The sequence below is a fragment of the Aquamicrobium soli genome, assembly GCF_042646345.1.
GTDB classification, from domain to species: domain Bacteria; phylum Pseudomonadota; class Alphaproteobacteria; order Rhizobiales; family Rhizobiaceae; genus Mesorhizobium; species Mesorhizobium soli_A.
In genome coordinates, this window is record NZ_JBHRTK010000008.1 from 59919 (window position 1) to 86813 (window position 26895).

Annotated in this window: 24 protein-coding genes; 14 read left to right on the forward strand and 10 right to left on the reverse strand. The window is 64.6% G+C overall.

All coding sequences use genetic code 11. From position 1 onward, the window contains the following. Window positions 1–16: 16 nt before the first annotated feature. A complete protein-coding gene (locus ACFOHJ_RS06695; RefSeq protein WP_378219709.1) occupies window positions 17–1012 on the reverse strand; it encodes a LacI family DNA-binding transcriptional regulator in 996 nt (331 codons plus the stop codon). Between the two features lie 203 nt (window positions 1013–1215). Here ACFOHJ_RS06695 and ACFOHJ_RS06700 point away from each other — a divergent pair, with 203 nt between their 5' ends. The 4 genes from ACFOHJ_RS06700 (at window position 1216) to ACFOHJ_RS06715 (ending at window position 5600) form a co-directional block, all read left to right on the forward strand. After that, complete coding sequence (locus ACFOHJ_RS06700) at window positions 1216–2154, forward strand: nucleoside hydrolase (protein ID WP_378219710.1); 939 nt, start codon at window positions 1216–1218, stop codon at window positions 2152–2154. Next, the gene (locus ACFOHJ_RS06705; RefSeq protein ID WP_378219711.1) at window positions 2155–3816 is read left to right on the forward strand and encodes an ABC transporter substrate-binding protein; all 1662 of its coding nucleotides are present in this window, start codon (window positions 2155–2157) and stop codon (window positions 3814–3816) included. It begins immediately after the preceding gene. Window positions 3817–3941: 125 nt separating this feature from the next. After that, window positions 3942–4508: a nucleoside 2-deoxyribosyltransferase gene (locus tag ACFOHJ_RS06710; RefSeq protein ID WP_378219712.1), complete on the forward strand. Its 567-nt coding sequence runs from the start codon at window positions 3942–3944 to the stop codon at window positions 4506–4508. Between the two features lie 99 nt (window positions 4509–4607). Continuing rightward, entirely contained in the window at window positions 4608–5600 is a 993-nt protein-coding gene (locus ACFOHJ_RS06715) for a sugar-binding transcriptional regulator (RefSeq protein ID WP_378219713.1), read from the forward strand. Window positions 5601–5608: 8 nt separating this feature from the next. Here ACFOHJ_RS06715 and ACFOHJ_RS06720 read toward each other — a convergent pair whose 3' ends face one another. From ACFOHJ_RS06720 to ACFOHJ_RS06730, 3 genes are read right to left on the reverse strand one after another with little or no spacing between them, the layout of a single operon-like run. Beyond that, window positions 5609–6601: an ABC transporter permease gene (locus ACFOHJ_RS06720; RefSeq protein WP_378219714.1), complete on the reverse strand. Its 993-nt coding sequence runs from the start codon at window positions 6599–6601 to the stop codon at window positions 5609–5611. A gap of 4 nt (window positions 6602–6605) precedes the next feature. Further along, complete coding sequence (locus tag ACFOHJ_RS06725) at window positions 6606–8090, reverse strand: sugar ABC transporter ATP-binding protein (protein ID WP_378219715.1); 1485 nt, start codon at window positions 8088–8090, stop codon at window positions 6606–6608. A gap of 23 nt (window positions 8091–8113) precedes the next feature. Next, window positions 8114–9142, reverse strand: coding sequence for a sugar ABC transporter substrate-binding protein (locus ACFOHJ_RS06730; RefSeq protein WP_378219716.1), 1029 nt, complete (start codon window positions 9140–9142; stop codon window positions 8114–8116). Window positions 9143–9388: 246 nt separating this feature from the next. On the opposite strand from ACFOHJ_RS06730, the gene ACFOHJ_RS06735 reads away from it, so the two are divergent. The 7 genes from ACFOHJ_RS06735 (at window position 9389) to ACFOHJ_RS06765 (ending at window position 16557) form a co-directional block, all read left to right on the forward strand. Then, on the forward strand, window positions 9389–10381 hold the full coding sequence (locus ACFOHJ_RS06735) for a dihydroxyacetone kinase subunit DhaK (protein ID WP_378219717.1): 993 nt from the start codon (window positions 9389–9391) through the stop codon (window positions 10379–10381). Continuing rightward, window positions 10381–11019: a dihydroxyacetone kinase subunit L gene (locus ACFOHJ_RS06740; RefSeq protein ID WP_378219718.1), complete on the forward strand. Its 639-nt coding sequence runs from the start codon at window positions 10381–10383 to the stop codon at window positions 11017–11019. The genes ACFOHJ_RS06735 and ACFOHJ_RS06740 overlap by 1 nt, the downstream gene beginning before the upstream one ends. Beyond that, window positions 11016–11912, forward strand: coding sequence for an NAD(P)-dependent oxidoreductase (locus ACFOHJ_RS06745; protein ID WP_378219719.1), 897 nt, complete (start codon window positions 11016–11018; stop codon window positions 11910–11912). Before ACFOHJ_RS06740 ends, ACFOHJ_RS06745 begins: the two co-directional genes overlap by 4 nt. A 55-nt stretch (window positions 11913–11967) precedes the next feature. After that, complete coding sequence (locus ACFOHJ_RS06750; RefSeq protein ID WP_378219720.1) at window positions 11968–12960, forward strand: autoinducer 2 ABC transporter substrate-binding protein; 993 nt, start codon at window positions 11968–11970, stop codon at window positions 12958–12960. 70 nt (window positions 12961–13030) lie between these two features. Further along, complete coding sequence (locus ACFOHJ_RS06755; protein WP_378219721.1) at window positions 13031–14521, forward strand: sugar ABC transporter ATP-binding protein; 1491 nt, start codon at window positions 13031–13033, stop codon at window positions 14519–14521. Window positions 14522–14536: 15 nt separating this feature from the next. Then, entirely contained in the window at window positions 14537–15523 is a 987-nt protein-coding gene (locus tag ACFOHJ_RS06760) for an ABC transporter permease (RefSeq protein WP_378219722.1), read from the forward strand. 14 nt (window positions 15524–15537) lie between these two features. Then, window positions 15538–16557: an ABC transporter permease gene (locus ACFOHJ_RS06765; protein ID WP_378219723.1), complete on the forward strand. Its 1020-nt coding sequence runs from the start codon at window positions 15538–15540 to the stop codon at window positions 16555–16557. 26 nt (window positions 16558–16583) lie between these two features. Here ACFOHJ_RS06765 and mtnA read toward each other — a convergent pair whose 3' ends face one another. From mtnA to ACFOHJ_RS06790, 5 genes are all read right to left on the reverse strand, one after another. Beyond that, a complete protein-coding gene (mtnA, locus tag ACFOHJ_RS06770) occupies window positions 16584–17675 on the reverse strand; it encodes an S-methyl-5-thioribose-1-phosphate isomerase (protein ID WP_378219724.1) in 1092 nt (363 codons plus the stop codon). Next, complete coding sequence (mtnK, locus tag ACFOHJ_RS06775) at window positions 17672–18943, reverse strand: S-methyl-5-thioribose kinase (RefSeq protein ID WP_378219725.1); 1272 nt, start codon at window positions 18941–18943, stop codon at window positions 17672–17674. Before mtnK ends, mtnA begins: the two co-directional genes overlap by 4 nt. Before the next feature lie 158 nt (window positions 18944–19101). Further along, a complete protein-coding gene (locus tag ACFOHJ_RS06780; protein WP_378219726.1) occupies window positions 19102–20370 on the reverse strand; it encodes a Coenzyme F420 hydrogenase/dehydrogenase, beta subunit C-terminal domain in 1269 nt (422 codons plus the stop codon). A gap of 138 nt (window positions 20371–20508) precedes the next feature. Continuing rightward, entirely contained in the window at window positions 20509–21450 is a 942-nt protein-coding gene (choX, locus tag ACFOHJ_RS06785) for a choline ABC transporter substrate-binding protein (protein WP_378219727.1), read from the reverse strand. A 73-nt stretch (window positions 21451–21523) separates the two neighbouring features. Next, entirely contained in the window at window positions 21524–22963 is a 1440-nt protein-coding gene (locus ACFOHJ_RS06790; RefSeq protein ID WP_378219728.1) for a flavin-containing monooxygenase, read from the reverse strand. 160 nt (window positions 22964–23123) lie between these two features. On the opposite strand from ACFOHJ_RS06790, the gene betI reads away from it, so the two are divergent. Genes betI through ACFOHJ_RS06805 form a run of 3 tightly spaced genes read left to right on the forward strand, consistent with a single transcriptional unit; the run spans window position 23124 to window position 26178 of the window. Further along, window positions 23124–24689 carry a transcriptional regulator BetI gene (gene betI / locus ACFOHJ_RS06795; protein WP_378219729.1) on the forward strand — a complete coding sequence of 522 codons (1566 nt, stop codon included), beginning with the start codon at window positions 23124–23126 and terminating at the stop codon, window positions 24687–24689. Further along, complete coding sequence (locus tag ACFOHJ_RS06800) at window positions 24686–25453, forward strand: glucose 1-dehydrogenase (RefSeq protein ID WP_378219730.1); 768 nt, start codon at window positions 24686–24688, stop codon at window positions 25451–25453. Before betI ends, ACFOHJ_RS06800 begins: the two co-directional genes overlap by 4 nt. Continuing rightward, on the forward strand, window positions 25450–26178 hold the full coding sequence (locus tag ACFOHJ_RS06805; RefSeq protein ID WP_378219731.1) for an SDR family oxidoreductase: 729 nt from the start codon (window positions 25450–25452) through the stop codon (window positions 26176–26178). The genes ACFOHJ_RS06800 and ACFOHJ_RS06805 overlap by 4 nt, the downstream gene beginning before the upstream one ends. Before the next feature lie 78 nt (window positions 26179–26256). Here the strand turns inward: ACFOHJ_RS06805 and ACFOHJ_RS06810 are convergent. Then, window positions 26257–26895 (reverse strand): aminotransferase class I/II-fold pyridoxal phosphate-dependent enzyme (locus tag ACFOHJ_RS06810; RefSeq protein WP_378219732.1); only part of this gene is annotated, 639 nt, incomplete at its 5' end.

Below are 26895 nucleotides of genomic sequence, written 5' to 3' on the forward strand. Positions count from 1 at the left end.
CCTGACCGCAGAAGTCTCAGGCGGTTTCGCGCGCGACCACGGTCGTCTCCAGCAGGATCGCCGTACGCTGCGGGTCGGGGTCCTCGAGAAAGCCGATCAAGGCCTCGATGGCGATCCGTCCGGATTCGAAGATGCGGCGATCCACCGTCGACAGCGCACAGTCGAGCAAGGGCGCCAGATAGACATTGTCGAAGCCCATGACGGCGCAATCGGCGGGAACCCGAAACCCGCGCTCGCGCAGCGCGACCGTCGCCCCGATGGCCAGCATGTCGCTCATGCAGCAGATGGCCGTGAAGGACGTGCCGTCGAGAAGTTCCAGCGTCGCACGGCGGCCGAAACTGTGCTGGAATTCGCCGCAGCGCACGAGCGCCGGATCGACGGCCAGACCCGCCTGGCGATGGGCCGCCTCGAAGCCCTCCAGCCGCATCCTCGTGTTGGCGCTTTCGGCCGCTCCGCTCAGGAACGCGATGCGTTTGTGCCCCCGGGAAATCAGGTAGGCGGCCGATTGCATGGCGCCGCTGCGGCAATCCGTGTCGACGGTGGCGGCAAGGCAATCCAGCGTCGCGACCTCGCGGTCCATCGACACGAAGGGAATTCCGAGTTCCCGCAGCAAGCCCTCATTGGGCACGACATCGCTCGCCGCCAGCACGATGCCGTCGACGCCATGCCCGGCCAGGAAGGCGAGATGCGCTTCCTCGCTGGTCGCGATGCCGTCGGAATTGCAAAGGATCGTCGTGTAGCCGCGCAGCCGCGCCGTATCATCGCAGGCCCGCACCAGTTCCGTGAAATAGGGATTGAGAATGTCGGGGACGATGATGCCCAGGACGCGCGAGCGGCGCGTGACCAGCGAGCGAGCGATCGAGTTGGGCGTATAGTTCAGCTCGCGGGCGAGCGCGCGGATGCGCTCGCGCGTCTCCTCGCCGATGAAGGCGTCCTTGCGGTTGAGGACCTTGGACACCGTCGCCGTCGAGACGCCGGCAAGCTGTGCAATATCCTTGATGGTTGTCGCCACGCGCCCTCGCTCTTCGCCACGGCCCCGGCAATCCCGTAACCCGCCGGAGCCGCAAAGTCGACACGGCCGCCACGGAGACAAAAATCGCGAGCGCCCCGGCCGCCTCGTTGACAGAAACCCGAATATAGTGCAGGTAAACGTTTAACTAAACCGGTTTGTGGGCATTTCTTCCAGATGCCGCCGGAACACGGATTGTTCGTGACGTGACGAAACCGCCCAGAATCCCACTGGTCATGGATGTCGACACCGGCACGGACGATGCCATTTGCATTACCGCGGCGACGCTCTGCGCCGACCGGCTCGACCTCGTCGGCATCGGAACGGTTTGCGGCAATGTCGAGATCGAGAAAACCAGCCGGAACACGCTCGACCTCATCGATTTCCTGGAACGTGACATCCCGGTCCATGTCGGCGCAGCTCAACCATTGGCGCGCCCGCTGTGCCCGGCGATCAGCCACGGCGATACGGGGCTGGGCGACGCCGTGCTGCCTGCCGCGCGCAGCAGACATGCAGTCGGCACCGTCACGGAGATGATTGCGGCGGCGGCCGCAGCGCATCCGGGCGCCCTCGAAATCCTGGCCGTCGGGCCGCTGACCAACATCGCCACCGCCCTGACGGAGCGGCCCGAACTGCGCTCGGCGATCCGCCACATCACCATCATGGGCGGCGCGCTGCGCGGCGGCAACATGACGCTCGCCTCCGAATTCAATCTCCATTGCGACCCGGAGGCGGCGCTGATCGTGTTCGAGGCCGGCTGCGGGCTCACCATGGTCGGGCTCGACGTCACGCTGAAGCCCGAATTGCCCACCTGGGTGTTCGACCGCATCCGGGCGACGCCAGGGCGCCCGGCGGATATCGTCGGCCGGGTGCTCGATTTCATGGTCCGGCGCAAGGAGGCGTTCGGCGCCGACGATCCGAACCTGCACGACGTGATCGCGCTCGCGGCGATCGTGCGGCCGTCGCTGTTCGTCTTCGAGAACCATTACGTGCATCTGGAAACCGGCGGGGAGGTCACGCGCGGCATGACCATCGCCGACATCCACAATGTTTCGAAAAAACCGCCAAACGCGCGGGTGGCCGTCGAGATCGACGTCGACGGCTTCTGGAACTGGTTCGTCGATCTATTCGGAGATGGGAAGTAAATGGGACAGGATTCCGCGCATTCCGGCAGTCAGTTCGACCGTCACCGCAAGCTGGTGACGGGCCTTGCCCGGGAGGTCGGCGAAGGCCGCCTCGACCGCCGGGAATTTTTGGCGATGGCCAGCATTTTCGGCGCCTCGACCGCTGCGGCCTATGGCCTGATCGGCCTTGCCGCGCCGGCCGTCGCCCGCGCCGAGGAACCGAAAAAGGGCGGCGTGCTGCGCGTCTCGACCTTCGTCAAGGACCAGAAGGACCCGCGCGCCTTCGACTGGCCGGAAATGGCGAACATCGCCCGCCAGATGCTCGACACGCTGGTGCGCTACGATGTCGACTACACCTTCAAGCCCTCGCTGCTGGAAAGCTGGGAGGTCAATGAGGACGCCACCGAATACACGCTGCATCTGCGCCGCGGCGTGGTCTGGAACAATGGCGATGCGTTCACCGCCGAGGACGTGATCTACAACCTCGAGCGCTGGTGCGACAAGGCGGCCGAGGGCAACTCCATGGCCGGCCGCATGACCGCGCTGATCGACGCCGCCACCGGCAAGGCGCGCGAAGGCGCGATCACCGCGACCGACGACCATACGGTCGTCCTGAAGCTCTCGGCGTCAGACATCGCCATCATCCCTTCGATGACGGAATATTCGTCGCTGATCGTGCATCGCGACTACGAGAAGAACGGCTCCGACCTCGTCGCCAATCCGGTCGGCACCGGCGCCTTCCAACTCGTTTCCTACGATGTCGGGACCAAGGCCGTCGTCAAGCGGCGCGAGGACGGCAAGTGGTGGGGCGGCGAGGCCTATCTCGACGGTGTCGAGTTCATCGACTACGGAACCGACCCGTCAGCCTGGGTGAACGCATTCGAGGCCGGCGAGATCGACACTAATTTCGAGACCACGGCCGACTATGTCGAGATCATGGACAGCCTCGGCCTGGTGAAGTCGGAAGTGGTGACGGCGGCCACCATCGTCGCCCGCACCAATGTCAACAACAAGCCGTATGACGACATCCGCGTGCGGCGGGCCCTGCAGATGGCGACGGACAACGCCGCGGTGCTGACGCTCGGCTATGGCGACAGGGGCACGGTTGCCGAGAACCACCATGTCTGCCCGCTGCATCCGGAGTATTACGCGCTTCCGAAAAAAACGCGCGATATCGAAGGCGCCCGCAAGCTGATGGCCGAGGCCGGCCAGATGGATTTCGAGCACGAGCTGATCACCGGCGACGAGGACTGGCACCGCAGCACCGGCGACGCCGTCGCCGGTCAGCTTCGCGAGGCCGGCTTCAAGGTGAAGCGCACCGTGCTGCCAGGCGCGACCTTCTGGAACGACTGGACCAAGTTCCCCTTCTCGATGACGTCCTGGGGCATGCGGCCGCTCGGCGTCCAGAACCTCGCGCTCGCCTATCGCAGCGGCGAGCCGTGGAACGAATCCGGCTTTGCCAGCCCCGAGTTCGACGCAAAGTTGAACGAGGCGCTCGCCGTGCCGGATCCCGACAAGCGCAAGGCCATCATGAAGGATGTCGAGCAGATCCTGCAGGATTCCGGTATCCTGATCCAGCCTTACTGGCGCTCGCTGTTCACGCATTCGGTGCCGGCGGTCAAGGACAACCCCGCCCACCCCAATCTCGAACAGCATCTCGAGCGGGTCTGGCTCGACCGCTAGGCTTTGCGGGCAGCTCACATCCAGGCCATCATTCCGGGACCGCGCAGCGGAGCCCGGAACGACGCGGACGAAGCCGCTCAGGATTGGCCATGTCCGCCATGGCGTGTCACAGAATGAGGAACGATATGAAAGTCTACCTGGCCGGACCCGAGGTTTTCATCCCCGAAGCCCGCGCTGTCCTCGATGAGAAGATCGAGCTGACCCGGGCGCACGGCTTCGTTCCCGTCTGCCCGGGCGACCTGGAGGCGCCGGCCTCGCTGAAGGGGAAGGCGCGCGGCCTCGCCACCAGCGAGGTCAACGAAAAGCTGATGCTGAGCGCCGATTTCATCATCGCCAACCTGACGCCGTTCCGGGGCATCGCGGCAGATGTCGGCACCGTCTACGAACTCGGCTTCATGTGCGGGCGCGGCTGCCCGGCCTACGCTTTCACCAACATCGCGACCGGCCACTACGAGCGGGTACTGGACTATTACGGCGGCGATCTCAGGACCGACGAGACGGGCGCCGTTCGCGGGCCGGACGGGCTGGAGCTCGAGACCTACGACATGGTGGACAATCTCATGCTGGATGGCGGCATCGAGAACCGCAAGGGGGTAATCGTGCGCCACAACGCAGCACCCGACCGGCTCTATTCCGACCTGACCGGCTTCAAGCAGTGCCTCACCATCGCCGCCAGGCAATTGCTCGCCTGAACGTCCGAGACAGAACTTCGCAAGTCAGCGCGTTGCATGTAAAATCGGGTCATTGCGGCCCGGAGCTGGCCATGGCGAGGTTTGTTTTCAGGATTTGTAATGAGCGTCGATGACCAGGAACTCAGTCTGATTACCCTCGTTGCCAAGCAATATTATTATGAAGGCAAGACGCAGGACGAGATTTCCCAATCGCACAACCTGTCGCGCACCAAGATCGGCCGCATGCTGCGGCAGGCGCGCGATCTCGGCCTGGTCACCATCCGCATCAACCTCAGTCCCATCGAATTCTTCAACCTGGAACGCGAACTGAAGTCCCGTTTCAATATCCAGCACGCGCTGATCGCGGTCGACCACGAGGACGAGGATTTGCAGCGCGTCGCCGTCGCGCAATTGGTTTCGGACCATCTGGTCGAGAAACTTGCCGACGGCATGACGGTCTCCGTCGGCATGGGACGCAATCTTGGCGCGGTCACGGCGCAGCTCGGCGGCCAGAACTCGCGGGACTGTACGTTCGTCAGTTCCATCGGCGGCTCGCTGCGGGCCGGCGAGGGCCTGAACTCGGACCACATCGCCCGGCGTTTCGCCGCTGCTTTCAACGGCCGCAGCGAGACACTCTATGCGCCGGCCTATGTGAGCAACCCGAAGCTGCGCGAACTGCTGCTGAAGGACGAGACGGTGCAGCAGACCCTCAACCGGGCACGGCGCGCCGACATCGCCCTGATTGGCATCGGCGATTTCAGCGAGTCGAGCTACCTGGTGAAGATGGGCTGGTATTCGGCAATGGAAATCTCCCGGGCGCGGATGAACGGCACCGTGGCAGACATTTCCGGCTATGATTTTCTCGATATCAAGGGTCAGCCCTCGGCGCCCGAATTGCAGCACCGTGTCATCGGCCTCTCGCATGAGGACTTCTGCCGCATCCCCAACGTGATCGCGGTAGCCAGCGAACACAACAAGGCGCTATCGCTCCTGGGTTCGCTGCGCTCGGGCATTATCAAGACGCTGGCGACCAGCGTTTCCAACGCGCGCGCCATCATCGAGATCGACGACCAGACCAAGGGCGAAGCCGGGCCGGCAAACCACGGCCGCTGAGCGGAGCCCTACCCTGCGCGTCGTCGCTGGTTGAGCGAATCGAACAGCACCGCAAGGAAGATGACGGCGCCCTGGATGAACTGCACCCAGAACGGCTCGACATTGTTGAGGGTCAGGCCGTTGTTGATGACGCCGATCAGAAGCACGCCGAGGATGGTGCCCAGCATTGAGCCGCGCCCGCCGAACAGCGAAGCGCCGCCGATCACCACTGCCGCGATGGCATTGAGCTCGAGGCCGCTTGCCGCGATGGGCTGCGCCGAATCCAGGCGGCCGGTCAGGATGATGCCGCCGAGACCCGCCAGTGCGCCGGAGATCATATAAACCGAAACCAGCGTGCGCCGTACCGGAATGCCCGACATCATCGCCGCTTCCCGGTTGCCGCCGACGGCGTAGACTTCGGAGCCGAAGACAGTCTTGCTGAGCACGAAGGCGCCGATGCACAGCGCCGCCAGCGAGATCAGCCCTGCAATGGGAAAATAGCCGATCAGGCCGCCGCCGATGGCATCGAAGGCATCATCGAAGCCAAAAATGGTCTGTCCATTCGGGATGATGAAGGCCAGGCCCCGGGCCATCGCCATGGCGGCGAGCGAGACGATGAACGGGTTCATGTTGAGGAAGGTGACGGCCAGGCCGATGAACAGGCCGCAGCCCAACCCGACCAGGATGCCGATGGCGACCGCCACGGGGATGGGAACGCCGGCATGCAGCGAAAGCCCGGTGATCACGCCCGAAAGCGCCACCACCGAACCGGGCGACAGGTCGATGCCGCCGGTGATGATGACGAAGGTCTGACCACAGGCGACCAGCCCGATCAGCGATGTCGCCACCAGGATCGACATGATGTTGGGTGTCGACAGAAAGGAGGTGGTGGTGAGCGACAGATAGGCCACGATCGCCAGGAACACGGCGATGATGGCGATCTCGTTGACATCGCCGGCGAACCAGCGCCGCTTGCGGGGCGCCGTGTCTCCGGTGGTGGTAAGGGCATCGTTCGGGCTCATCTCTTCATCCAACGGCTGCTAGGGACATGATGCCGTCCTGGCTGAAATCGGCGCGTTCGACCTCGCCAACCAGGCGCCCGGCGCGCAGCACGCCGATGCGGTCGCAAAGGCCGAGCAGCTCGGGCAGATCCGACGAAACGATCAGGATCGCCGATCCTGCTTCGGCGAGATCGCCGATCAGGTTATAGACTTCGACCTTGGCGCCGACATCGACGCCGCGCGTCGGCTCGTCCAGCATGAACAGCTTCGGCGACACGCTCATGGCGCGTGCCAGCACCACCTTCTGCTGGTTGCCTCCGGAAAGGCGCCGCACCTCCTGGGCTGCGGACGTGGCGCGGATACGCAGGTTGCGGATCGAGCTTTCCGCCAGCCTCTGCATGGCGCGGAGGGAAACCACGCCCAGCCGCGAAAGTCTGCCGAGGGTCGACAGCGCAATGTTCTGGCGGATGGAAAAGGCAAGCACGAGGCCGTCGAGCTTGCGATCCTCCGTCGTCATCACCACGCCCTGTGCCAGCGAGGCGCGCGGCGAATGCGGCTTGTAGCTTTCCCCGGCGACATGGATTTCGCCCCCCGATATCGGCAACGCTCCGAAGATCGCGCGCAACACCTCGGATCGCCCTGCCCCGACCAGCCCGGCAAGGCCGTAAATCTCACCCGCCCTCACGCTGAAGGAAACGTTGTCGAAGCGCTTGGGCGAGGAAAGCCCGGAAACCTCCAGCAGCTTCCGCCCCGGTTCGATCGGCCGCTTCGGAAAGAAGCTGTCGATCGGCCTGTTGACCATGGCCCGCACCATGGTGGCCTCGGTCCAGTCCGTGGTCCGCCGGGTTTCCACTGTATGGCCGTCGCGCATCACGGTCACCGCGTCGCAGACCTTGAACACCTCCTCCAGGTGATGGCTGATGAAGATGATGCCGACGCCGGCGGCCTTGAGGCGGGCAATGGTATCGAAAAGAATCTGCACTTCATGCCCGGTGAGGCTGGCGGTAGGCTCGTCCATGACGATGACGCGCGCCTTACGCGACAACGCACGGCCGATCTCCACCAGCTGGCGCTGCGCCAGCGACAAGCGCCGCACCGGGGTGGTCGGCGACACGTCGAGACCGACCTGCGAAAGCAGGTCGCGGGTACGCGAAATCAGGGGGCGGCGCCTTACCTGCCCCGCCGCATTGCGCGGCAGGTGGCCGACGAAGACGTTTTCCGCCACCGAGCGGTCGGGGAACAGCGACAGTTCCTGGTGGACGACGACGATGCCCGCCTGCAAGGCCTCGCGGGGCGAATGCGGGGCGTATTTTTCCCCGTCGAGTTCGATCCCGCCTTCGTCCGCCCGGTAGATTCCGGCCAGCACCTTCATCAGCGTCGACTTGCCGGCCCCATTCTCGCCGACGATCCCGAGAACCTGGCCGGCGTCCAGTTCCAGCGAGACGCCGGAAAGCACCTGGACGCCGTGAAACGACTTCGAAACGCCCGCTATCTGCAACAGGTGGGACAAGGCGCCCTCTTAGGATGGACCCGTCAGCCCTTTGCGACTTCCTCCGCCCAAAGACCGTACTTCTTGACTTCGTCGCTGTCGATGTTGTCCTTGGTCAAAAGGATGTGCGGCCAGAACTGGTGGGCCGGGATCGTCGACTTGTCGCCGTTGAAGAACTGGTTGACATAGGCGACCGCCTGCCCCGCCATGGTGAGCGGGTTCTGGGACAGCGTGGCGTCCATGTCGCCCTTGCGTATTGCCGCCAGTGCCTGGGCCGTGCCGTCGATGCCGATGATGACGATATGCTTGGGGTCGTCCAGCGGCACGTTGCGCGACGCCTGCTTGATGGCACGCAGCGCGCCGACCGCGTTGTCGTCGTTGCCGTTGAACACCGCATCGATCTCGGGATTGGCGGCCATGATCTGGCTCATCAGGTTGAAGGCCTTCTCCTGGTCGAACTGCGCTTCCTGCCGGGCCACCAGCTTGAGTTCGGGATTGTCCGCGGCAACCTTCTGGAATTCCTCCATGAAGCCCTTGTCGCGATCGTCGCCCGCAGTCGTGCCCAGCAGGCCGACCAGGTTGACGACATTGCCCTTGATGCTGCCGTAGCGTTTCTTCAACTGCTCGACGATGAACTGCGCGCCTTCGCGACCGAGCGCGACATTGTCGGTCTCGAGGAAGTTGGTCTGGCAATCGCCGCAGGCTGCACCGCGGTCAAGCGTGAAGACGGGAATGTTCTTCTTTTTCGCCTGCTCGACCACCGGCACGATCGAGTTGGCATTGATGGGATTGAGGATCAGCGCATCGACGCCCTGGTTGATGAGATCGACCACCATGGTCGACTGCGTGTTGGCATCGCCATTGGCGTTGGTGTTGAGCAGCGTCATGTCGGGGAACTTGGCGGCGGCATCGACCACGCCCTTGGTCATGCCCTGGAAGAACGGATTGGCCAGCGTGGCAACGTTGTAGCCGAGCTTGATCGGCTTGCCTGCCGCCCATGCGACGGGCAGGCTCCCCAACATCGCGCCCGCAGCCACCGACGCGCCTGAAATCAACACCTCACGACGATTCATTTGATCCTCCCTTAGCCTTTCGCAGGCCGACATTGCCGATCATATGCGCGCGGCATGCGCATATGGGATAACGTTCAAGGGTCCGCGTCAAGGCGTGATCGTCGACACCCCTGAAATTTAAGTTGCTCCTCCGGGAATTGCGGCCATTATAGCCTTGACCCCGCGCCCTGACGTGCGCAAAAATGCACTAGCTGCGCAAATGCGCAAATTGATGAACCAGGGATCGTGAAGCCCGAGGGAGGGACGATGAAGAAGGTCATGAACAAGCCTGTCGACTACGTCGATGAGATGCTCGACGGCCTGTGCGCGGCCCACCCGCGCTATTTCACCCAACCGGAGAAGCGCGTGATTGCGCGCACCGGCGGGGCTGTCCCCGGAAAGGTAGGCATCGTCACCGGAGGCGGTTCCGGGCACCTGCCGATCTTCACCGGCTACATCGGACCGGGCCTGCTGGATGCGGCCGCAATCGGCGACGTATTCGCCTCCCCGTCCTCCGAGCAGATGGCAAGCGCCATGCGCCATGCCGACGGCGGAGCGGGCGTGCTCCGGCTTTACGGCAACTATGGCGGCGACGTCATGAATTTCGACATGGCCGGCGAAACGCTGGAAATGGAAGACATCGCCTCGACCACGGTGCTCCTGGCCGACGACGTGGCCTCGGCGCCGCCGTCCGAGGCCGCGAAGCGGCGCGGCGTCGCCGGCATGGTCTTCGCCTTCAAGGCCGCCGGCGCGCGCGCCGAGGAGCGCGGCGACCTCGCCGAGGTGACGGCGGCCGCGCAAAAAACCGCCGACGCCTGCCGTTCGATCGGCTTCGCGCTCACCCCCTGCATCGTGCCGCAGGCCGGAAAGCCGACCTTCACGATCGGCGAAGACGAAATGGAAATGGGCATGGGCATCCATGGCGAGCCCGGCATCTGGCGCGACAAGCTGAAGCCCGCCGACGCCATTGCCGACGAGATGATCGACCGCCTGCTGGAGGACAGCGGCGTGGGCCGCGGAGAGCGCGTGTCGCTGCTGGTCAATTCGCTGGGGGCCACGCCGCTGGAGGAACTCTACATCGTCTTTCGCCGGCTGCGTTCCCGCCTGTCCGACAAGGGCATCGACATCGTGTCGCCGCTGGTCGGGCGCTATGCCACCTCGATGGAGATGGCCGGGGTGACGCTGACGCTATGCCGTCTCGACAGCGAGATCGAGCACCTGCTCGCAGCCCCCTGCGACTGTCCCTTCTGGAGGAACTGATGGCGCAGGGCGCAGCTTCGGGCACAATCACCGCGAAAGACATCCATGCGGTGCTTTCGCGCATCGCGGCCGCCATGCAGGAGGGTGCCGCCGAACTCAACGCGGCCGACGGCGCGCTCGGCGACGGCGATCTCGGCATCACCGTCTCACGCGGCTTCGCCGAAGCCGCGGCGGCAAGCCTGCCGGACGATCTCGGCATGGCCTTCATGGAATGCGCCAAGGCGATGCAGCGCGTCTCGTCCTCTTCGTATGGCACGCTGCTGGCCACCGCCGCCATGTCCGCCGCCAAGGCGACCAAGGGCCAGACATCGCTCGATGCCGTAGAGGTCCCCACGCTGATCGAAGGCGCGCTCGCGGCCATGATGGCGAGAGGCAAGGGCTCGCTCGGCGACAAGACGGTCCTCGACATACTCGATGCCATGGCCAAGGCCATGCGCGATGTTCCGGCGAACGAACTTTACCAGCGAGGCCTTTCCGCCGCACGGGCAACGCTGGAGGATTTCAAAGCCAGGCCGAACAAGCTCGGCCGCGCCCGCATGTTCGGCGAAGGCAGCATCGGCCTCTACGACCCCGGCCAACTCGCGCTGGTGCGTATCGTGGAAGCCATGCGCGGCCAGGATCGGGAGTTATCGATATGAGTGAAATCGGTTTTCTGGGACTTGGCATCATGGGGCGCGGCATGGTCCGCAACCTGTTGAAGGCCGGGCATGAGGTAACGGCCTGGAACCGCACCAAACGCGATCTGCCCGCCGACCTGGCAAAGGCACGTGTTTGCTCGACCGTGGCCGAGGCCGTCGCCGGCAAGAAGCTTGTCATCGTCTCTTTGACCGGGCCGGACGCACAGCATGACGTGCTTGAAGGCGAAAACGGTCTTTTTGCCGTAGCCGAGAACGGCGCCACCATCGTCGACACGACCACCACCGATCCGGCGCTGGCGGCAGACCTCGCGGCACAGGCCGGGAAGCGCGGCCTCCGCTACCTCGATGCACCGGTGTTCGGCTCCCGCAACGAAGCCTGGGAAGGAAAGCTCGATTTCATCTGCGGTGGCGAACGCGCGACGTTCGATGCCGTGAAACCCATCCTGGAATCGATGGCTGCCACCGTCCATTACCTGGGCGCGAGCGGCAAGGGTGCTGCGGCCAAGCTGGTCGGCAACCTGCTGGTGGCCGCGCAGATGGTGTCGCTCGGCGAGGCGCTGTCCATCGCCCGCAAGGCTGGGCTCGAGCCGGATGCGTTGATGGGCTATCTCGACGTGACGGATTTTTCCTCGGGCCTCATTCGCGGCGTCGGCCGCGCCAGCCTGAAGGGCGATTTCGCCCCGAACTTCTATCTCAAGCACATGCTCAAGGACGCCCGCCTGATCGGCGCCTTCGCCCGCAGCCTGGGTGTTTCGGCACCCGCTTCCGGCATGGCGGCCGAGCTTTACCAGGGTGCGCTGAACAAGGGCTACGGCGAACTGAACGCATCCGCGCTGCACAAACTGCAATTCGAACTTTCCGGGGTCGAGGAGAAACAGGCTGCCGGGAACTGACCAGTATTACCCCCCGGTCAGGCGGGGGAAGCGACCAACCCAAGGGAGGAAATGAATGTCGATCAAGTCCAGAACCATAGTCGGCGCTGCCGCCGTCGCCCTGCTGGCGGGCGCCTTCACCGGCGCCTACGCGCAGGACAAGAAGTACAACATCGTCACGGTGGTGAAGATCAGCGGCATCCAGTGGTTCAACCGCATGGAGGAAGGCGTCAAGAAATTCGCCGCCGATACCGGCAATAACGCTTATCAGGTCGGCCCGGCCAAGGCCGACGCGCAGTTGCAGGTCCAGCTCCTGGAAGACGCCATCGCGCAGAAGGTCGATGCCATCACCGTGGTACCGTTCGCGCCCGAGGCGCTCGAACCGGTGCTGAAGAAGGCCATGGATGCCGGCATCAAGGTCGTGTCGCACGAGGCCTCGACCATCAGCAACGTCGATTGGGACATCGAGGCGTTCAAGAATGCCGCCTATGGCGAGCACTTCATGAAGAAGCTCGGCGAATGCATGGGCGGCAAGGGCGAATACGCGGTCTTCGTCGGCTCGCTGACCTCGAAATCGCATAACGAATGGGTGGATGCGGCGATTGCCTACCAGAAAGCCAACTTCCCCGACATGAAGATGGTCGGCTCCAAGAACGAGACGAACGACGACCAGCAGCAGGCCTATGCCAAGACGCAGGAACTGCTCAGGGCCTTCCCGAACGTGCGCGGCTTCGAAGGCAGCGCCTCCACCGACGTCGCCGGCATCGGCCTGGCGCTGGAGGAACGCGGCATGGGCGACGATACCTGCGTGGTCGGCACCAGCCTTCCCTCCATCGCCGCCCAATATCTCGATACCGGCTCGGTGGACATGATCTCGTTCTGGGATCCGTCGCTTGCCGGTTATGCGATGAACAAGATCGCGGTCATGCTGCTCGACGGTAAGGCACCGACGGAAGGCATGGATCTCGGGATTCCGGGGTACGAAAAGGTCTCGCTCGACGGCAAGGTGATCTATGGTCAGGCCTGGGTGGACGTGACGAAGGATAATGCGAAGGATTATCCCTTCTGATCGCCGCACAGATCGTAAAGCTTCCGGCGGACCACACGCCGGAAGCCCTTGTTGAACGACTGGCTATTTGATGACCGAAGCTCCGCTCATCCGGCTCGACGCCATCTCGAAATCGTTTGCCGGCGTGCAGGCTTTGAACGGGGTCTCCTTTTCCATCGGGGCGGGACAAGTGGTCTGCCTCGCCGGTGAAAACGGCAGCGGCAAATCCACCCTCATCAAGATCCTCGCCGGGGTGGAAAAGCCGGATGGCGGACAGGTGACGATCGAGGGCGAGAGCTTCCCGGCACTCGACCCGCGCGTTTCGGTGGCGCGGGGCATTCAGGTCATCTACCAGGATTTCGCGCTTTTTCCCAACCTGACGGTCGCCGAGAATATCGCCTTCAGCGCCGAACTGGCGTCCGGGCACAGGCTGGTGAACCGCCGACGCATCAAAACTCTGGCGGAAACACTGCTCAAGCGGATCGCGGTGGATATACCGCTCGACGCGCGCGTCGAGACGCTTGCCGTCGCCGACAAGCAGCTCGTGGCAATTGCCCGCGCGCTGGCGCTCGATGCCCGTCTCGTCATCATGGACGAGCCGACGACCGCACTTACCGAACGCGAGGTGCAGTCGCTTCTCGCCATCATCCGGCGCTTGAAAGCGGCCGGGGTGGCCGTGCTGTTCGTCAGCCACAAGCTGGCCGAAGTCTTCGAGGTTTGCGAAAAGATCGTGGTGATCCGCAACGGGCACGTCGTCTCGGACAAGCCGGCCGCCGAATTCAATCTTGACTCGCTCGCCTTCCATATGACCGGCCGCCATTTCGAGATGACCGTCGCGCGCGCATTCGACCCCGAAGCCGCGCCGATCCTCGAGGTCGCCGGCCTTGGCCGCGACGGGGCGCTTCGCGACATCGACTTCGCGCTGCGGCCGGGCGAGGTGCTGGGCATTGCCGGGCTACTCGGCTCCGGCCGCACCCAGCTGGCCAAGGCCCTGTTCGGACTGCTGCCGATGGACAGCGGCGAAATCCGGGTAGACGGCGAGAAGGTGGCGCTGGCAAGTCCGCTCGACGCCATCGCCGCCGGCATCGGCTACGTGCCCGAGGACAGACTGACGGAAGGACTGTTCCTGTCGCAATCCATCGCCCGCAACATAGCCGTCGGCCGGCTCGACGCCTTTTCCGGACCGCTCGGCTGGCTCGACCGCGATGGCCTAGGCGGAGAGGCGCGCGACTGGCTGAAGCGACTCAACGTTGCCGCGCCGAACGCCGAGGTGCCGGTGAAATCGCTTTCCGGCGGCAACCAGCAGCGCGTGGTGCTGGCGCGTTGGCTCGCCGGCAGCCCGCGCATCCTGATCCTGAACGGGCCGACCGTCGGCGTCGATATCGGCTCCAAGGCGGATATCCATGGCATCATCGCCGATTTAGCCGAGCGGCGGCTGGGCGTCGTCGTCATTTCGGACGACCTGCCCGAGCTCATCGGCTGCTGCCACCGCATCCTGGTCATGAAGGCCGGGCAGATCGTGGAAGAAATTCCCGGCGGCAGCATCGACGCCGGCGAGCTCGCGGCCAGGCTGGCTTCCTAGGAGACGACGGGCGCAATGAAGATCGACTGGACGCGCAACGAAACGCTGGTCTTCCTGGTGGTGGTCGCCTTCTGCGTGCTGACGACGGCGGTCGATCCGGCATTCCTGTCGCTGCCGACCCTCTTCGACCTGCTGCGCAATTCCATCGTCACCGGCATCTTCGCCATCGGCGTGCTCCTCGTGCTGATATCCGGCGGCATCGACGTCTCCTTCACGGCGATCGCCGCGTTCGCCATGTACACCACCACGTTGACGCTGGTGAAACTCGGCATCGATGTGCCCTGGTACGGCATCTTTGCGCTGTCGATCCTCATTGGAACCGGGCTTGGGCTTGTCAACGCCGTCTTCATCGCGGGTTTTCGCCTGCCGACTCTGATCGTCACGCTGGGCACGCTTTCGGCGTTCCGCGGCTTCCTGCTCACCTTCGTCGGCAGCCAGCTGATCTCGAACGTACCCGCCGGCATGCGCGACTTCTCGCGGCTCACCATGCTGCGCGGCACCACCAGCGAGGGCTATTTCTATTCGCTGCCATGGGCCTTCGTGGCTCTTGTCCTCGTCGTGGCGGGAACCTGGTTCCTGCTCAACAAGACCCTGCTCGGCCGCAAGATCTTCGCCATCGGCGGCTCGTCCGATAGCGCGCGCCGCATCGGCATCGGCGTGCGCGGCGTGCAGGTCTTCGTCTATGCCTATGTCGGCGCGCTGTCGGGGCTGGCCGGCATCATCCATGCCTCGCTGGCGCGGGTGGCCAACCCGTTCGACCTGGTCGGGCTGGAGCTTTCGGTGATCGCGGCGGTGGTGCTCGGCGGCGCACGCCTGACCGGCGGATACGGCACCATCACCGGCACGCTGCTCGGCGTGGCGCTGATCGTGCTCGTCTCGAACAGCCTGATCCTGCTCGGCATTCCCTCGACATGGCAGAGCGTCGTCATCGGCGCGCTGATCCTGCTCGGCACCGGCCTGCCCGCCTACCAGGCCAAGCGCGCCGCATTGAGGGCCGGCTGACAGTGGACCAGGACATGAACAAACCCACCGCCCCGCGCACCGCCGGCCAGTCGCGAGGTATCCAGGCGCTGCTGTCGTCCGAGATCGGGCAGCTTTCGGTGCTGACCGTCATCATTTTCGGGGTGATGGCGGCCCTCGACCCGTCGCGCTTCCTCACCATGGGCAATTTCAGCTCGATGGCGTTCCAGTTTCCCGAATTCGCCATCCTGTCACTGGCCATGATGCTGTCGATGATGACGGGCGGCATCGACCTGTCCGTCGTCGGCGTATCCAACCTGGCCGCGGTCATCGCCGCCCTGCTCCTGTCGACGCTGGCCGGCCCGCAGGCGGTGGGACTGGTCGGCGGCGGCACGATCGCGCTGGCGATCGCGGCGGCGCTTCTCGTCGGCACGGTGTGCGGGCTGCTCAACGGCATCGTCATCGGCATCTTCGGCCTGCCGCCGATCCTGGCCACGCTGGGGTCCGGCCTGATCTTCACCGGCCTGGCCGTGGCGATCACCGGCGGCAGCGCGGTTCTCGGCTTCCCGGCCGCCTTCGCCTTTCTCGGCAACGGCGCCATTGTGGGCGTGCCGATGCCGCTCATCGTCTTCATCGTCGTCGCCGTGATCGTGTGGCTGGTGCTGGAGCGCACGGCGCTGGGACTGCGCATCCAGATGCTGGGCACCAACCCGCTCGCGGCTCGCTTCGCCGGCATCGACGACCTCGCGGTGACGGTGCGGACCTATCTTCTTTCCGGCATCTTTTCCGCCTCGGCCGGCCTGGTGATCATGAGCCGGGCCAATTCCGCCAAGGCCGACTATGGCTCCAGCTACCTGCTTCTATCCATCCTGATCTGCGTACTCGGCGGCATCAATCCCTATGGCGGTTTCGGCCGCGTCGCCGGGCTGGTGCTGGCGGTGCTGTCACTGCAGTTCCTGTCGAGCGGCCTCAACATGCTGCAGGTGTCGAACTTCGCCAAGGAACTGATCTGGGGCGGCCTGCTGCTGGCGGTGATGGTGGCGAACGGCATCCAGTTTCGCCGCAAGCGCCGGTAGGCGCACGGACCGCGCTGCTGCCGGCGTCAGTGTTCGGGAAACAGCGCCTTCAAGCCGGAACGTGACGCCTCAGCCACCCCGCGCTCGGTGATCAGCCCGGTGACGAGCCGCGCCGGGGTTACGTCGAAGGCAGGGTTGCCGGCCGGCGTCGCTTCCGGCGAGACACGAACCTGGGCGATCTCGCCCGATGCCGTCTTGCCCCATACCAGCGAAACCTCCTCGCCCGAGCGCTCCTCGATGGGGATTTCCCGGATGCCGTCCGAAACCGTCCAGTCAATGGTCGGCGATGGCAGGGCGACATAGAATGGCACGCTGTTGTCCTTTGCCGCAAGGGCTTTCAGATAGGTGCCGATCTTGTTGCAGACATCGCCATTGGCGGCCGTGCGGTCGGTCCCGACGATGACCAGGTCGACATCGCCATGCTGCATGAGATGGCCGCCGGCATTATCGACGATCAGCGTATGCGGCACCCCATGCCCGGCCATCTCCCAGGCGGTAAGCTGTGCGCCCTGATTGCGCGGCCGTGTTTCGTCGACATAGACATGGACCGGGATCCCCGCTTCCATCGCCAGATAGATCGGAGCGGTCGCCGTGCCGTAGTCCACCGTGGCCAACCAGCCTGCATTGCAGTGGGTCAGGATATTGACCCGTTCTCCGGGTTTCTTGCCGGCAGCGATCTCGCGAATGATGGCGAGCCCGTTTTCCCCGATGGCGCGATTGAGTTCGACATCCTCGTCGGCAATCCCGGCGGCGCGCCGATAGGCCATTTCGGCGCGCTCCCCTACGGGAACCGGCCGCAGCAACTTGCGCATCTCGTCCAGCGCCCAGCGCAGGTTGATCGCGGTCGGGCGGGTGGCATGTAGCTTTTCCCAGGCGGCATCGAGCGCCGTGTCGGAAGGATCGGCCGCCATCGCAACCGCCATGCCGTAGGCGGCCGTGACGCCGATCAGCGGCGCGCCGCGCACCCACATGTCACGGATGGCGACGGCTATGTCGTCCACGGTGCGGAGGGTGACGATACGGAATTCATGCGGTAGCCAGCGCTGGTCGATGATGTCGACGGAGCACCCGTCCTTATTGAGCCAGATGGTGCGGTAGTGGCGGTCGCCGACATTCATGGACGCATTTCCTTCTCGATCCTCGAGGCCAGCCCGTTCACTTCCTCGATGCTGTGGATACGATCCCGGTTGACGGCAAGGTAACGGCCGAAACGCAGCGCCGGCGCCTCGCACCGCGCTCGCAGTGCCTTGTCCTCGATGGTTTCGAAATCGGCATTATGGGCGAGGCCGAGAATGCGGCGATGGATCTCGATGCCGGCAAAACCGAGCAAGTCCTGCCAAAGCGAATTCAACACCTCGTCCAGTGCCTGCTCGGCGCCGAGCGGATCGCCGCGATCCTCGAACAGGCTGGTCGCGTAGAGCATGCCCGTGCGCTCCGTGCGCCACAATCGCGAAAACTCCGCGCGAAAGACCGACCAGGTCTGCCATACGACGCGCAGCAGGTAGGCCCGCATCGAGGCTCGGGAATTGCCCTCCTCGTGGCCGGCCTGGGCGAAGAAGGCCATCCAGAAATTGGCAAGCAGCATGCCGACATCGAAAGCCATCGGTCCATAGAACGCGAACTCCGGATCGATCACGCGGGTATCTTCGTCCGTGACCATGATCGAGCCGGTATGCAGGTCGCCGTGCAGCAGCGTTTCGGCATTGGCCGCGAACAGATGCTTGAGGCGCTGCGCCGCCACCTTGAGGTCACGGTCGGCGCGAAGCTCGGCCACCAGAGGCTCCAGCCCCGGCGTATGACGGTTGAGTTTGGCCTCGAAATAAGGATCGGTAAAGACGAGGTTTTCGGTGATGTCGCACAATTCGGCATTGTCGGCGAAAAGCGCCAGATCGGCCTTGCGTTCACGCGCCGTCATCGCGAGGTCGGAGCCGCGAAACAGCGTGCGGGCACAAAACAGGCCGAGGTCGGTGGCGATACGCGGCAACTCACGGCCGTCGATAAGCGCCCGGCGCAGGATGACGTGCGGCGACAGGTACTCCATCACGATCAGCGCCTGCGCCTCGTCGAAGTGGAAGATCGCCGGAACCGAACCCTTGCCGGCACGGGCTTCCTGCCGGATCAGCGCGTGGTATTCGAAGAAGGAGCGCTTGAGTGGCAGCGGCCATCCCTCGCCTACGAGGCGTACATAGGGCAGCGCCTGCTTGACGATGACGGTGCCTTTCGGCCCCTCCACGATGAAGACGAGATTGAGGTTGCCATCCCCGACCTCGCGCACCTTCCAGGCCGAATGATCGGGGCCGAGATGGGTCGCCAGGGCATCGAGCCCGGCAAGGCGGATCGGCAGCGTCTGAATCGTCAGCGCCTCGAATGAAGCGGGTCTCGTCATGTCCACCTCGGATCCGATTTCGGTTCTCAGCCGAGATTAGTATGGCCGAAACAGCCATGGCAATCTCGGCTAACCCGCCGCCGGGTTTTTCCTGCGCATCGCATTCCGGTCAGGCGTTGCGCCTGGCTTTCGCATCCGGAATCGCCGCTCGCCGCCGACTAACCCTTGGGGTTCCGGCGACGGGGCAGCGGCTCGCCGAGCCGACCTTCCCTGGCGCGCAATCTTGCGCCCCGCGCTTCTCGAAGGTTCGTGGCGGCATCGTTCTGCCGGGCGCAGGCATCTATGCGCAGGTCGATAGTTTCAGGCACCGGCAAGCCGGCGGCAGCCATGCCCTGATAACGCGCCCACACCGCGCGCTTTTTGCGTACCTGATGCGGCTGCATGACATCGAATTCCCGGAACGTGGTTTCGCGATCGATCACGATGGCGCCGTCCGCGATCGCAGCGTCGAACAGTTCCCGCCCCCTTGCCGTGCGCACGATGATGCCGTTAAAACCTTCGTCCTCGCCAGTAGGGCCTCCGCCGGGCCAGAAATCCGATGCGGCAATGTCAGCCGCCTCACCAATGGCGTCAGGGCAAATCTTGCAACGCGGCTGGATCATCCACTTCGATTCTTCGGCCCACATATCCCGATAGGTAAGGGCCTCGGACCTTTCGGCCGTCTCGACGCAGGTCAGGCCGGGGTTGCCATAGCCGCGATAGCGAAACAGGCGAAGCTGATCTTCCGTCATCCCGAAATCCCGAAGCACCTCCTCGGATTTGGCCAGGTCGGAAGCGCCGCCGCAGACGAAGACCAGCGTGTAGCGAAGGTATTCGGCAACCCTCTCATCGAGTTGGGAAAGGTTCCGGATCGCGTTGATGTCGCAGGGCTTGGCGATGACGGCAAAGGGCCGTTCGCGGGAAAGCGCCGCCTCGAAGTCGAGAAGCGGGGCAGCAGGGCCATATCGTGATCCGGCCGCCTCCAGTACCGCCTCGGCATCGAAACTGAGGGTTTGCTCGGTGCGCATGGGAAAGCCCGGCTTCGCTTTCACATGCAGGATGAAGTCGACGCGACCGGAAGACAGGAGATACTGCCCGAGCGCCGTCAGCACGCCACCCGACGAGCACCGATGCCGGACATCCGGATTTCCCGCATGGCCAACTGCGAGCGCGGCGGCTGGCCCCCAGATCGTATCGACAGGCGTTCCGGGCGCAAGTTCCGCCTGCCTGGCTCCCTCGACCTTCAAGCCAGGGCAGATCGCGTTGATGATCTCGTCCTCTTCGCGCGATAGCCTGTCCACCGGAACGGGCCGCTCTCGGCCCTCGGGCGTGAGTACCAAAGCCAGGCGATCCTCGCCGACGACGCTTTGGCAAAGCCCGCAGCCGATACACAGCCCGGCCTGAACGATCTGCTGCGTCGTCAGGGGATGGTCGTCGTTTGCGCGCATGGAGACCCTCACTACGTTCGCTGAAAACAGCCCAGCCATGCACCTGGCCAGAGAGCGGTGACGGTGCGAGCCCCTGCCTGGCCGCCCCGTCACATCATCGTTCAACGCATCATCACACGTCAAACAGGTCGCCTGCCCTCAGTCGATCCCCAGGCCCTTCCGGACCGCAGGCAGCCCTTCCGCACCGTCGAGCGTCGTTACGCCTTCCAGCCAGCCTTCGAGAAGTTCGGGGTGCAGGCCGATATACTTCACGGCCGCTGCCGGCCCATCCATGCCGTCTTCCAGAATATAGCCCATCATGGTGTTCTCAAGCTCGACGGAGAACTTCAGGCTCGTGAAGAACCGGCCGAGATTCGGGCACTCCTGCGCAAAGCCCGACCGCGCGGCGGTCCAGACCGTCGCCCCGCCCTGGTCGGGGCCGAACCAGTCGTCGCCACCTTCGAGATAGCGCATGGCAAGCCGGTTGTTCATGGGGTGCGGAGCCCATCCCATGAACACCGCCCAGTCCTTGCCCCGCACCTTGCGCTGTATCTCCGTCAGCATCGCCTGTTCCGAAGACTCGACAAGTTCGAAATCCTTGAGACCGAACGCGTCGCCCGCGATCATGTCCAGAATTATCTGGTTGCCGTCGCTGCCCGATTCGATGCCGTAGATCTTCCTGTCGAGACGGTCCCGGTACTTGGCGATATCGGAAAAATTCCGCAGGCCGCCTTCCCACACGTAGTCCGGTACGGCCAGCGTCCATTTGGCGCCAGTCATGTTGACGGTCAATTGCACGACCGATCCGTCGTCGAGATAAGGCTTGACCAGGCTGTCGACGCTCGGCGACCACGAGTTGAGAAAAACGTCGACGTCCTTGTTCTTGAGGGAGGCGAAAATCAGCGGCGCCGACAGCACTTCCAGGTGCGTGTCGTAGCCGAGGGGTTTCAGGAGGACCGCCGCCAGTCCGTTCTGCGCGATGTTGTCCGTCCAGTTTCCGTCCGCGAGCCGGGCGGTCTTGCACCCGGCGCCATCCGACGCAAAGGCGTTACCGGCGAGGATGGAAAACGCCACCGTCGCCACAAGCTTGCAAATTCGCATCCGTATGTCTCCTCTCTCGGATCGAAAGCATAAATCTCCGGGCGCGCCACGCATGCGGGCCGCGCACATGGTCTCAGTCCACGCTTAGCCGCTTTGGCCAGAACCGCGATTTCAGCCAGTAGCCCAGCGTGGTGGTCGACCAGTTCGAGGTGATCTTGTCGGACCCGGTCTTGTACCAACTCGTGCAGTTGCCGGCCCATGCGGTCCGGGCGAGCTCGTCCTGGAGGGTCTGCTGATAGCCGGCCATCTCGTGGGAATCGATTGCGATCGTCTTTTTATTGGAGCGGTGGAGCCGCCGGATCGCCTTCGAGATGAAATGCGCCTGGCACTCCAGCATGAAGACGATGGAGTTGTGGCCGAGGTTGGTGTTGGGCCCGTACATCATGAAAAAGTTCGGGAAGCCGGGGACCATTATGCCGAGGTAGCCCTCGGCGCCGCCGGCTTCTTCCCAGACTTCGTGCAGTTCCTTTCCTTCTGCGCCGATCACGGCAAGGCCGGGCAGGAACTCCTGGGCGGTAAAACCGGTCGCAAGCGCCAGCATGTCCAGGTCGATGCTGGTTCCGCCGGCAAGCTCCACCCCGCCGGGCGTCACGCGGCGGATCTGTGCCGTGCAGACATCGACATTGGGGCGCTCCAGCGCCGGCAGGAACGTGTCCGAAAGCAGCACCCGCTTGCATCCCAGCGGATAGTCGGGCGTCATTTGCCGGCGCAGCTCCGGCGATGCCACCTGGCCGTCCAGCCATTCGAGCATTTCCCTGCTGCGGCGTTTCTGCCTGCGCGAGCCATCGAGAAATTCGGGCCATGAGCGCTCCCACGACCAGTAGATCGAATAGCGGTACAGGCGCTGCCACAGGGGGAACCGGCGAAACCGACGTTTCTCGCTCTCGGTGAAGTCGCGGTCGTCCTTCGGGCACATCCACGGCGCGCTGCGCTGGAACAGCGTCAGGTGGCCGGCCTCCGCCGCCAGTTCAGGCACGAGCTGAATAGCGCTGGCGCCGGTGCCGATCACGCCGATGCGCTTGCCGCTCGCCGAGAAGCCGGCATCCCATCTTGCCGTATGCAGGACGGGACCGGCAAAATCCGCAAGGCCCGGCAGCGCCGGGAACGCCGGCTCGGTCAACTGCCCCATGGCGGAAACGACCGTCCGCGCGCGGAAGATTCCCCGGCTACTTTCGACGTGCCAGAGGGTGTCGGCCATGTCGAAACGAAGCCTCGTGACATTGCAGCCGAAGCGGATGTTGCGCGTGATGCCGAAGCGGTTCGCCGTGTCACGCAGATAGGCATGGATTTCCGGCCCGGGCGCGAAGCGGCGTGACCAGTCGGGATTCGGGGCGAAGGAGAAACTGTAGTGGTGAGATTGCGTATCGCAAGCGACGCCCGGATAGATGTTGTCCCGCCAGGTGCCGCCTACGTCCTCGGCCCGCTCCAGGACGAGGAAGCGCTGCCCTTGCCGGGCGGCGTGAAAGGCCATGCCGAGCCCGCCGAAGCCCGAGCCGATGATAATGAGATCCATGATCGCGTCAGAGGAGGCGTTCGCCGGTTTCCCCTTCGAAACCTGAGCCGTCATGAGAGTCCTCGCGGTCGAAATTATTATTATTGAATGGTACAATAAAAATAAATTGACTCAACCGGAAAGTCGACTCATTGTTCCCTCTCCGGGGAAAGGAGCTGACGTGCCGAAAGTCGGAATGGAGCCGGTTCGACGGCGCCAGATTATCGCCGCGACCAAGACCTGCATCCATCAGGAGGGCATTGCCCGCACCAGCGCCAGCCGCATCGCCCGGGAGGCGGGCATCGCGCCCGGTCTGATCATGCATTATTTCGACGACAAGGACGAACTGCTGCTGGAAACCTTTCGCAGCATCTATCGCGACCTCGCCACCGACACCCGCCGCCGCCTCGGTCTTGCGCGGTCGCCGGCAGAGCGGATGCTTGCCCTTATCGAAGCGCAGATATCCCCCTCGACCTTGACGCCGGAGGCGGTGACGGCCTGGCTCGTCATCTATTCGACGATGCGCGACTTCCCCCTGCTGGAGCGGATCGAACGCGCCTACGACCGCCGGCTGATCAGCAACCTGACGCACGAATTGCGCGGCATGGGGCTGGACGTGGCCGAAGCGCGCGACATCGCCGAGGAGCTTTCCATCCTGATGGACGGCTTGTGGCAGAATCTCGCCAATCCGGTGACCTTCACCGTCGAGCGGGCCAGGCGCCTTCTCTATCGCTATCTCGCGATACGCCTCCCGAACGTCACGCTCACACCACCGGAAGACGACGCCGCTCGGCGCGCCGCAGAGGATGCAGGCTTGAGCGCCGAGGCCCGACAATTCCTCAAGGACAACCTGCCGGTCGTGCCGGTTCATCTCGCGGCCGGCAGCATTGTCAAGACGCGCAACCAGCTTGCCCAGCTCTATCGCCCGGAGGCGAAAGCCTCCGCCCAGGCCTTCGGCCTACGCCTGTCCCAGGCGCGCCTCGGCGATATCGCAGCCTTGCGGGTGATCCCGAAATCGCTGGAACAGGAAGCCGGTGCCTCCATGCCGGTGCCTCGCCTCTTCTATCTCTTCGGCGGCGGCTACGTCACGGGCGAGCCGGAACTCGACATGCCGGTGATCGGCGCCCTCTCGGGGAGGCTCCAGGCGATATCGCTCGCGCCCCGCTACCGGCTGGCGCCGGAGGCCCCCTACCCGGCAGCCCTCGAGGACGCATTCGCGGCCTATCGTGCCTTCGCCTCGGAAGAGGGTCCTTTCTGGGTCGTGGGGGAATCGGCCGGCGGCGGCCTCGCACTGGCCATGTTGCAGAGGGCGGAGCGCGAGGGTCTGCGCCGGCCGGCTGCGATCGCCCTCCTGTCGCCCTGGGTCGACCTGACCCACAGCCTGCCTTCCGCCAATGACGGCATCGACCCGACCTTCACCCGGCGCAACCTGATGGAATCGGCCCGCCTCTATGCCGGGCCTGAAAGCGACCTCTCGCAGCCGGGCCTGTCGCCCCTGTTCGGCACCCTGTCCGATCTCCCGCCAATCGTCATCACGACCGGCAGCCGGGACATCCTGGAGGAACAGGCGCATGCGCTGGCCGCAGCGATCACGACGGCGGGCGGAGCAGCCGAACTGCATGACTGGCCCGGCCTGTGGCACGTGTTCGAATATTATCGCGAGCTGCCCGAAGCCGCCCAGTCGCTCGATCGGATAGCCGGCTTCCTCCGCAGCCATATGCCGCTCAAGCAGGAGCAGGCCGCATGATCCAGGAAAAAGGAAACACTGCGATGGCGCGGTTTGACGGGCACGTCGCGATCGTGACGGGAGGCGCTTCGGGTATCGGCAGGGCAAGCTGGCAGCGCCTGGCCGACGAAGGGGCAACCGTCGTCGTCACGGATATCGCGGACCGCTGCGAGGGGCTCGACGAATTCGGCGAACGCGGCCTGTTCGTGCAGCACGACGTGCGCAGCCGCGAACAATGGCAGGCGCTCGTCGAAACCGTCCGCGACCGGTGGGGCCGCCTCGACATCCTCGTGAACTCCGCCGGCATCCTCCGCGAAGGGACGGTGGAGGACACGGACTACGAGACGTGGCGTCAGGTGATGGCGGTCAACGTGGATGGAACCTTCTGGGGCTGCCAGGCCGCCATTCCTCTCATGAACGACAGCGGCGGCGGCGCGATCGTCAACGTGTCGTCGGTGTCTGGCCTGAAGGGAGACGCGGAGCTGGCCGCCTATGACGCGAGCAAGGGCGCCGTGCGCCTGCTGTCCAAGGAAGTCGCGCTGTTCTGCGCGTCGAGAAACTATCCCATCCGGTGCAATTCGGTCCATCCGGGCGTCGTCGAGACACCGATGGTGAAGACCTTCCTGGAAACCATGAAACTCTCGGACGTTGCGGACTGGACCCAGCCGATCGGCCGCCTGATCCGCCCGGCAGAGGTGGCGGGCATGATCGCCTGGCTGTCTTCCAGTGCTGCTTCCCTCGTCACCGGCAGCGAATTCACCATCGACGGAGGGGCGACGGCATGATCTCGCTGAAAGGCAAGGTGGCTCTCGTCACCGGGGCGGCATCCGGTCTCGGCGCGGCGTCGGCCCTGCTTCTGGCCAAGCATGGCGCCCAGGTCGTCCATGCGGACCTGAAGCCGCGGCCGGAGGAAGGCTGGCACGCGATCGACGTCGCCAGCGAGGCAGCCTGGCAGGAGTTCGTCTCGCATATCGTCGCAAAATTCGGCCGTCTCGACATCCTCGTCAACGCGGCCGGCATATCCCTTGAGGGAGACACCGTTCTGGAATGCACGGCCGAGACCTGGCAGCGGACGATGGCCGTCAATCTCGACGGCACCTTCCTTGGCTGCAAGCATGCCATCCCGGCCCTGAGCGCCGGCGGCGGCGGCGCGATCGTCAATTTCGGCTCGGTGCTGAGCCAGGTCGGCGACGGCAATGCGGCCGCCTATGTGGCGAGCAAGGGCGGCGTGCGCCTGCTGACCCGATCGATCGCGCTGCATTGCGCCAAGGCGAGGAACAACGTGCGCTGCAATCTCGTCTGCCCGGGCTACATCGTGACACCGATGGTGGAGGAGTGGCTGAAAGGCCTGCCGGCAGGCGCCCGCGGCGACCTCGAAGCACGGCATCCGATGAAGCGGCTCGGCCGTCCCGAAGAGGTGGCCGAACTGGTCCTCTACCTCGTCAGCGACGAAGCCACCGCCGTCACGGGCGGCGAATTCAACGCCGACGGTGGCTTCACCGCCTGGTAGGGTCTGGGGAACGGGAGGTGTCCGCCCTGAACGCGGCGGCGCCGACGACCGTCACGAAACGGCCGATTGCTTCATCGCCTACTCGAGGACGGAGAACACGCGGCTGTCACTCATCTGCGCCACATTGAAGCGAAGGAACGGCGCGGCCGACTGGGACACGCTGAACACGTTACCGGGCGCAAGAACGATCCGATGCTCCATGCACCGTCGTGCTATCGCCGCCGAATCCAGTCCTTCGGGAAGGCGGCACCAGAGGTAGAAGCCGCCTCGCGGGATCGTCCACGGTATGATGCCGAGGGCGGCCAGCCGAGCGACGGCTTCGGTCCTTGCCCTGGCAAGGCGCCGGCGCACCTCGTCCATGTGCCTGCGATACGTGCCCCCTGCCAGCACTCCCGCGATCAGCTCGGTGGCAACAGGGCTCGGGCCTCCAAAGCTCGTCGCCACCTGAAGATCGACCAGCCGCTCGATCCAGTCCGCCGTTGCCGCGATATAGCCACAGCGGACGGAGGCCGAGAGCGTCTTGGAGAAGCTGCCTATCCTGATGACGCGGTTGAGGCCGTCAAGGATGGCAAGGCGCGGCGACAGGCTGGGCTCGAAATCCGCGAATATGTCATCTTCGACGATCGTCAGCCCATGGGCGGTGGCGGCGCTCAGCACGCGGTAGGCGGTCTGCGGCGATAGGCTCGCGCCCGTCGGGTTGTGAAGCGCCGAGTTGGT

What these genes read in the sequence shown, in the direction of transcription:
- ACFOHJ_RS06705 (WP_378219711.1), top strand. Translation starts at nt 2,155, where the DNA reads ATGGGACAGGATTCCGCGCATTCCGGCAGTCAGTTCGACCGTCACCGC.
- ACFOHJ_RS06710 (WP_378219712.1), top strand. Translation starts at nt 3,942, where the DNA reads ATGAAAGTCTACCTGGCCGGACCCGAGGTTTTCATCCCCGAAGCCCGC.
- ACFOHJ_RS06715 (WP_378219713.1), top strand. Translation starts at nt 4,608, where the DNA reads ATGAGCGTCGATGACCAGGAACTCAGTCTGATTACCCTCGTTGCCAAG.
- ACFOHJ_RS06720 (WP_378219714.1), bottom strand. Translation starts at nt 6,601, where the DNA reads ATGAGCCCGAACGATGCCCTTACCACCACCGGAGACACGGCGCCCCGC.
- ACFOHJ_RS06730 (WP_378219716.1), bottom strand. Translation starts at nt 9,142, where the DNA reads ATGAATCGTCGTGAGGTGTTGATTTCAGGCGCGTCGGTGGCTGCGGGC.
- ACFOHJ_RS06735 (WP_378219717.1), top strand. Translation starts at nt 9,389, where the DNA reads ATGAAGAAGGTCATGAACAAGCCTGTCGACTACGTCGATGAGATGCTC.
- ACFOHJ_RS06740 (WP_378219718.1), top strand. Translation starts at nt 10,381, where the DNA reads ATGGCGCAGGGCGCAGCTTCGGGCACAATCACCGCGAAAGACATCCAT.
- ACFOHJ_RS06745 (WP_378219719.1), top strand. Translation starts at nt 11,016, where the DNA reads ATGAGTGAAATCGGTTTTCTGGGACTTGGCATCATGGGGCGCGGCATG.
- ACFOHJ_RS06750 (WP_378219720.1), top strand. Translation starts at nt 11,968, where the DNA reads ATGTCGATCAAGTCCAGAACCATAGTCGGCGCTGCCGCCGTCGCCCTG.
- ACFOHJ_RS06755 (WP_378219721.1), top strand. Translation starts at nt 13,031, where the DNA reads ATGACCGAAGCTCCGCTCATCCGGCTCGACGCCATCTCGAAATCGTTT.
- ACFOHJ_RS06760 (WP_378219722.1), top strand. Translation starts at nt 14,537, where the DNA reads ATGAAGATCGACTGGACGCGCAACGAAACGCTGGTCTTCCTGGTGGTG.
- ACFOHJ_RS06765 (WP_378219723.1), top strand. Translation starts at nt 15,538, where the DNA reads ATGAACAAACCCACCGCCCCGCGCACCGCCGGCCAGTCGCGAGGTATC.
- mtnA (WP_378219724.1), bottom strand. Translation starts at nt 17,675, where the DNA reads ATGAATGTCGGCGACCGCCACTACCGCACCATCTGGCTCAATAAGGAC.
- mtnK (WP_378219725.1), bottom strand. Translation starts at nt 18,943, where the DNA reads ATGACGAGACCCGCTTCATTCGAGGCGCTGACGATTCAGACGCTGCCG.
- ACFOHJ_RS06780 (WP_378219726.1), bottom strand. Translation starts at nt 20,370, where the DNA reads ATGCGCGCAAACGACGACCATCCCCTGACGACGCAGCAGATCGTTCAG.
- choX (WP_378219727.1), bottom strand. Translation starts at nt 21,450, where the DNA reads ATGCGAATTTGCAAGCTTGTGGCGACGGTGGCGTTTTCCATCCTCGCC.
- ACFOHJ_RS06790 (WP_378219728.1), bottom strand. Translation starts at nt 22,963, where the DNA reads ATGGATCTCATTATCATCGGCTCGGGCTTCGGCGGGCTCGGCATGGCC.
- ACFOHJ_RS06800 (WP_378219730.1), top strand. Translation starts at nt 24,686, where the DNA reads ATGATCCAGGAAAAAGGAAACACTGCGATGGCGCGGTTTGACGGGCAC.
- ACFOHJ_RS06805 (WP_378219731.1), top strand. Translation starts at nt 25,450, where the DNA reads ATGATCTCGCTGAAAGGCAAGGTGGCTCTCGTCACCGGGGCGGCATCC.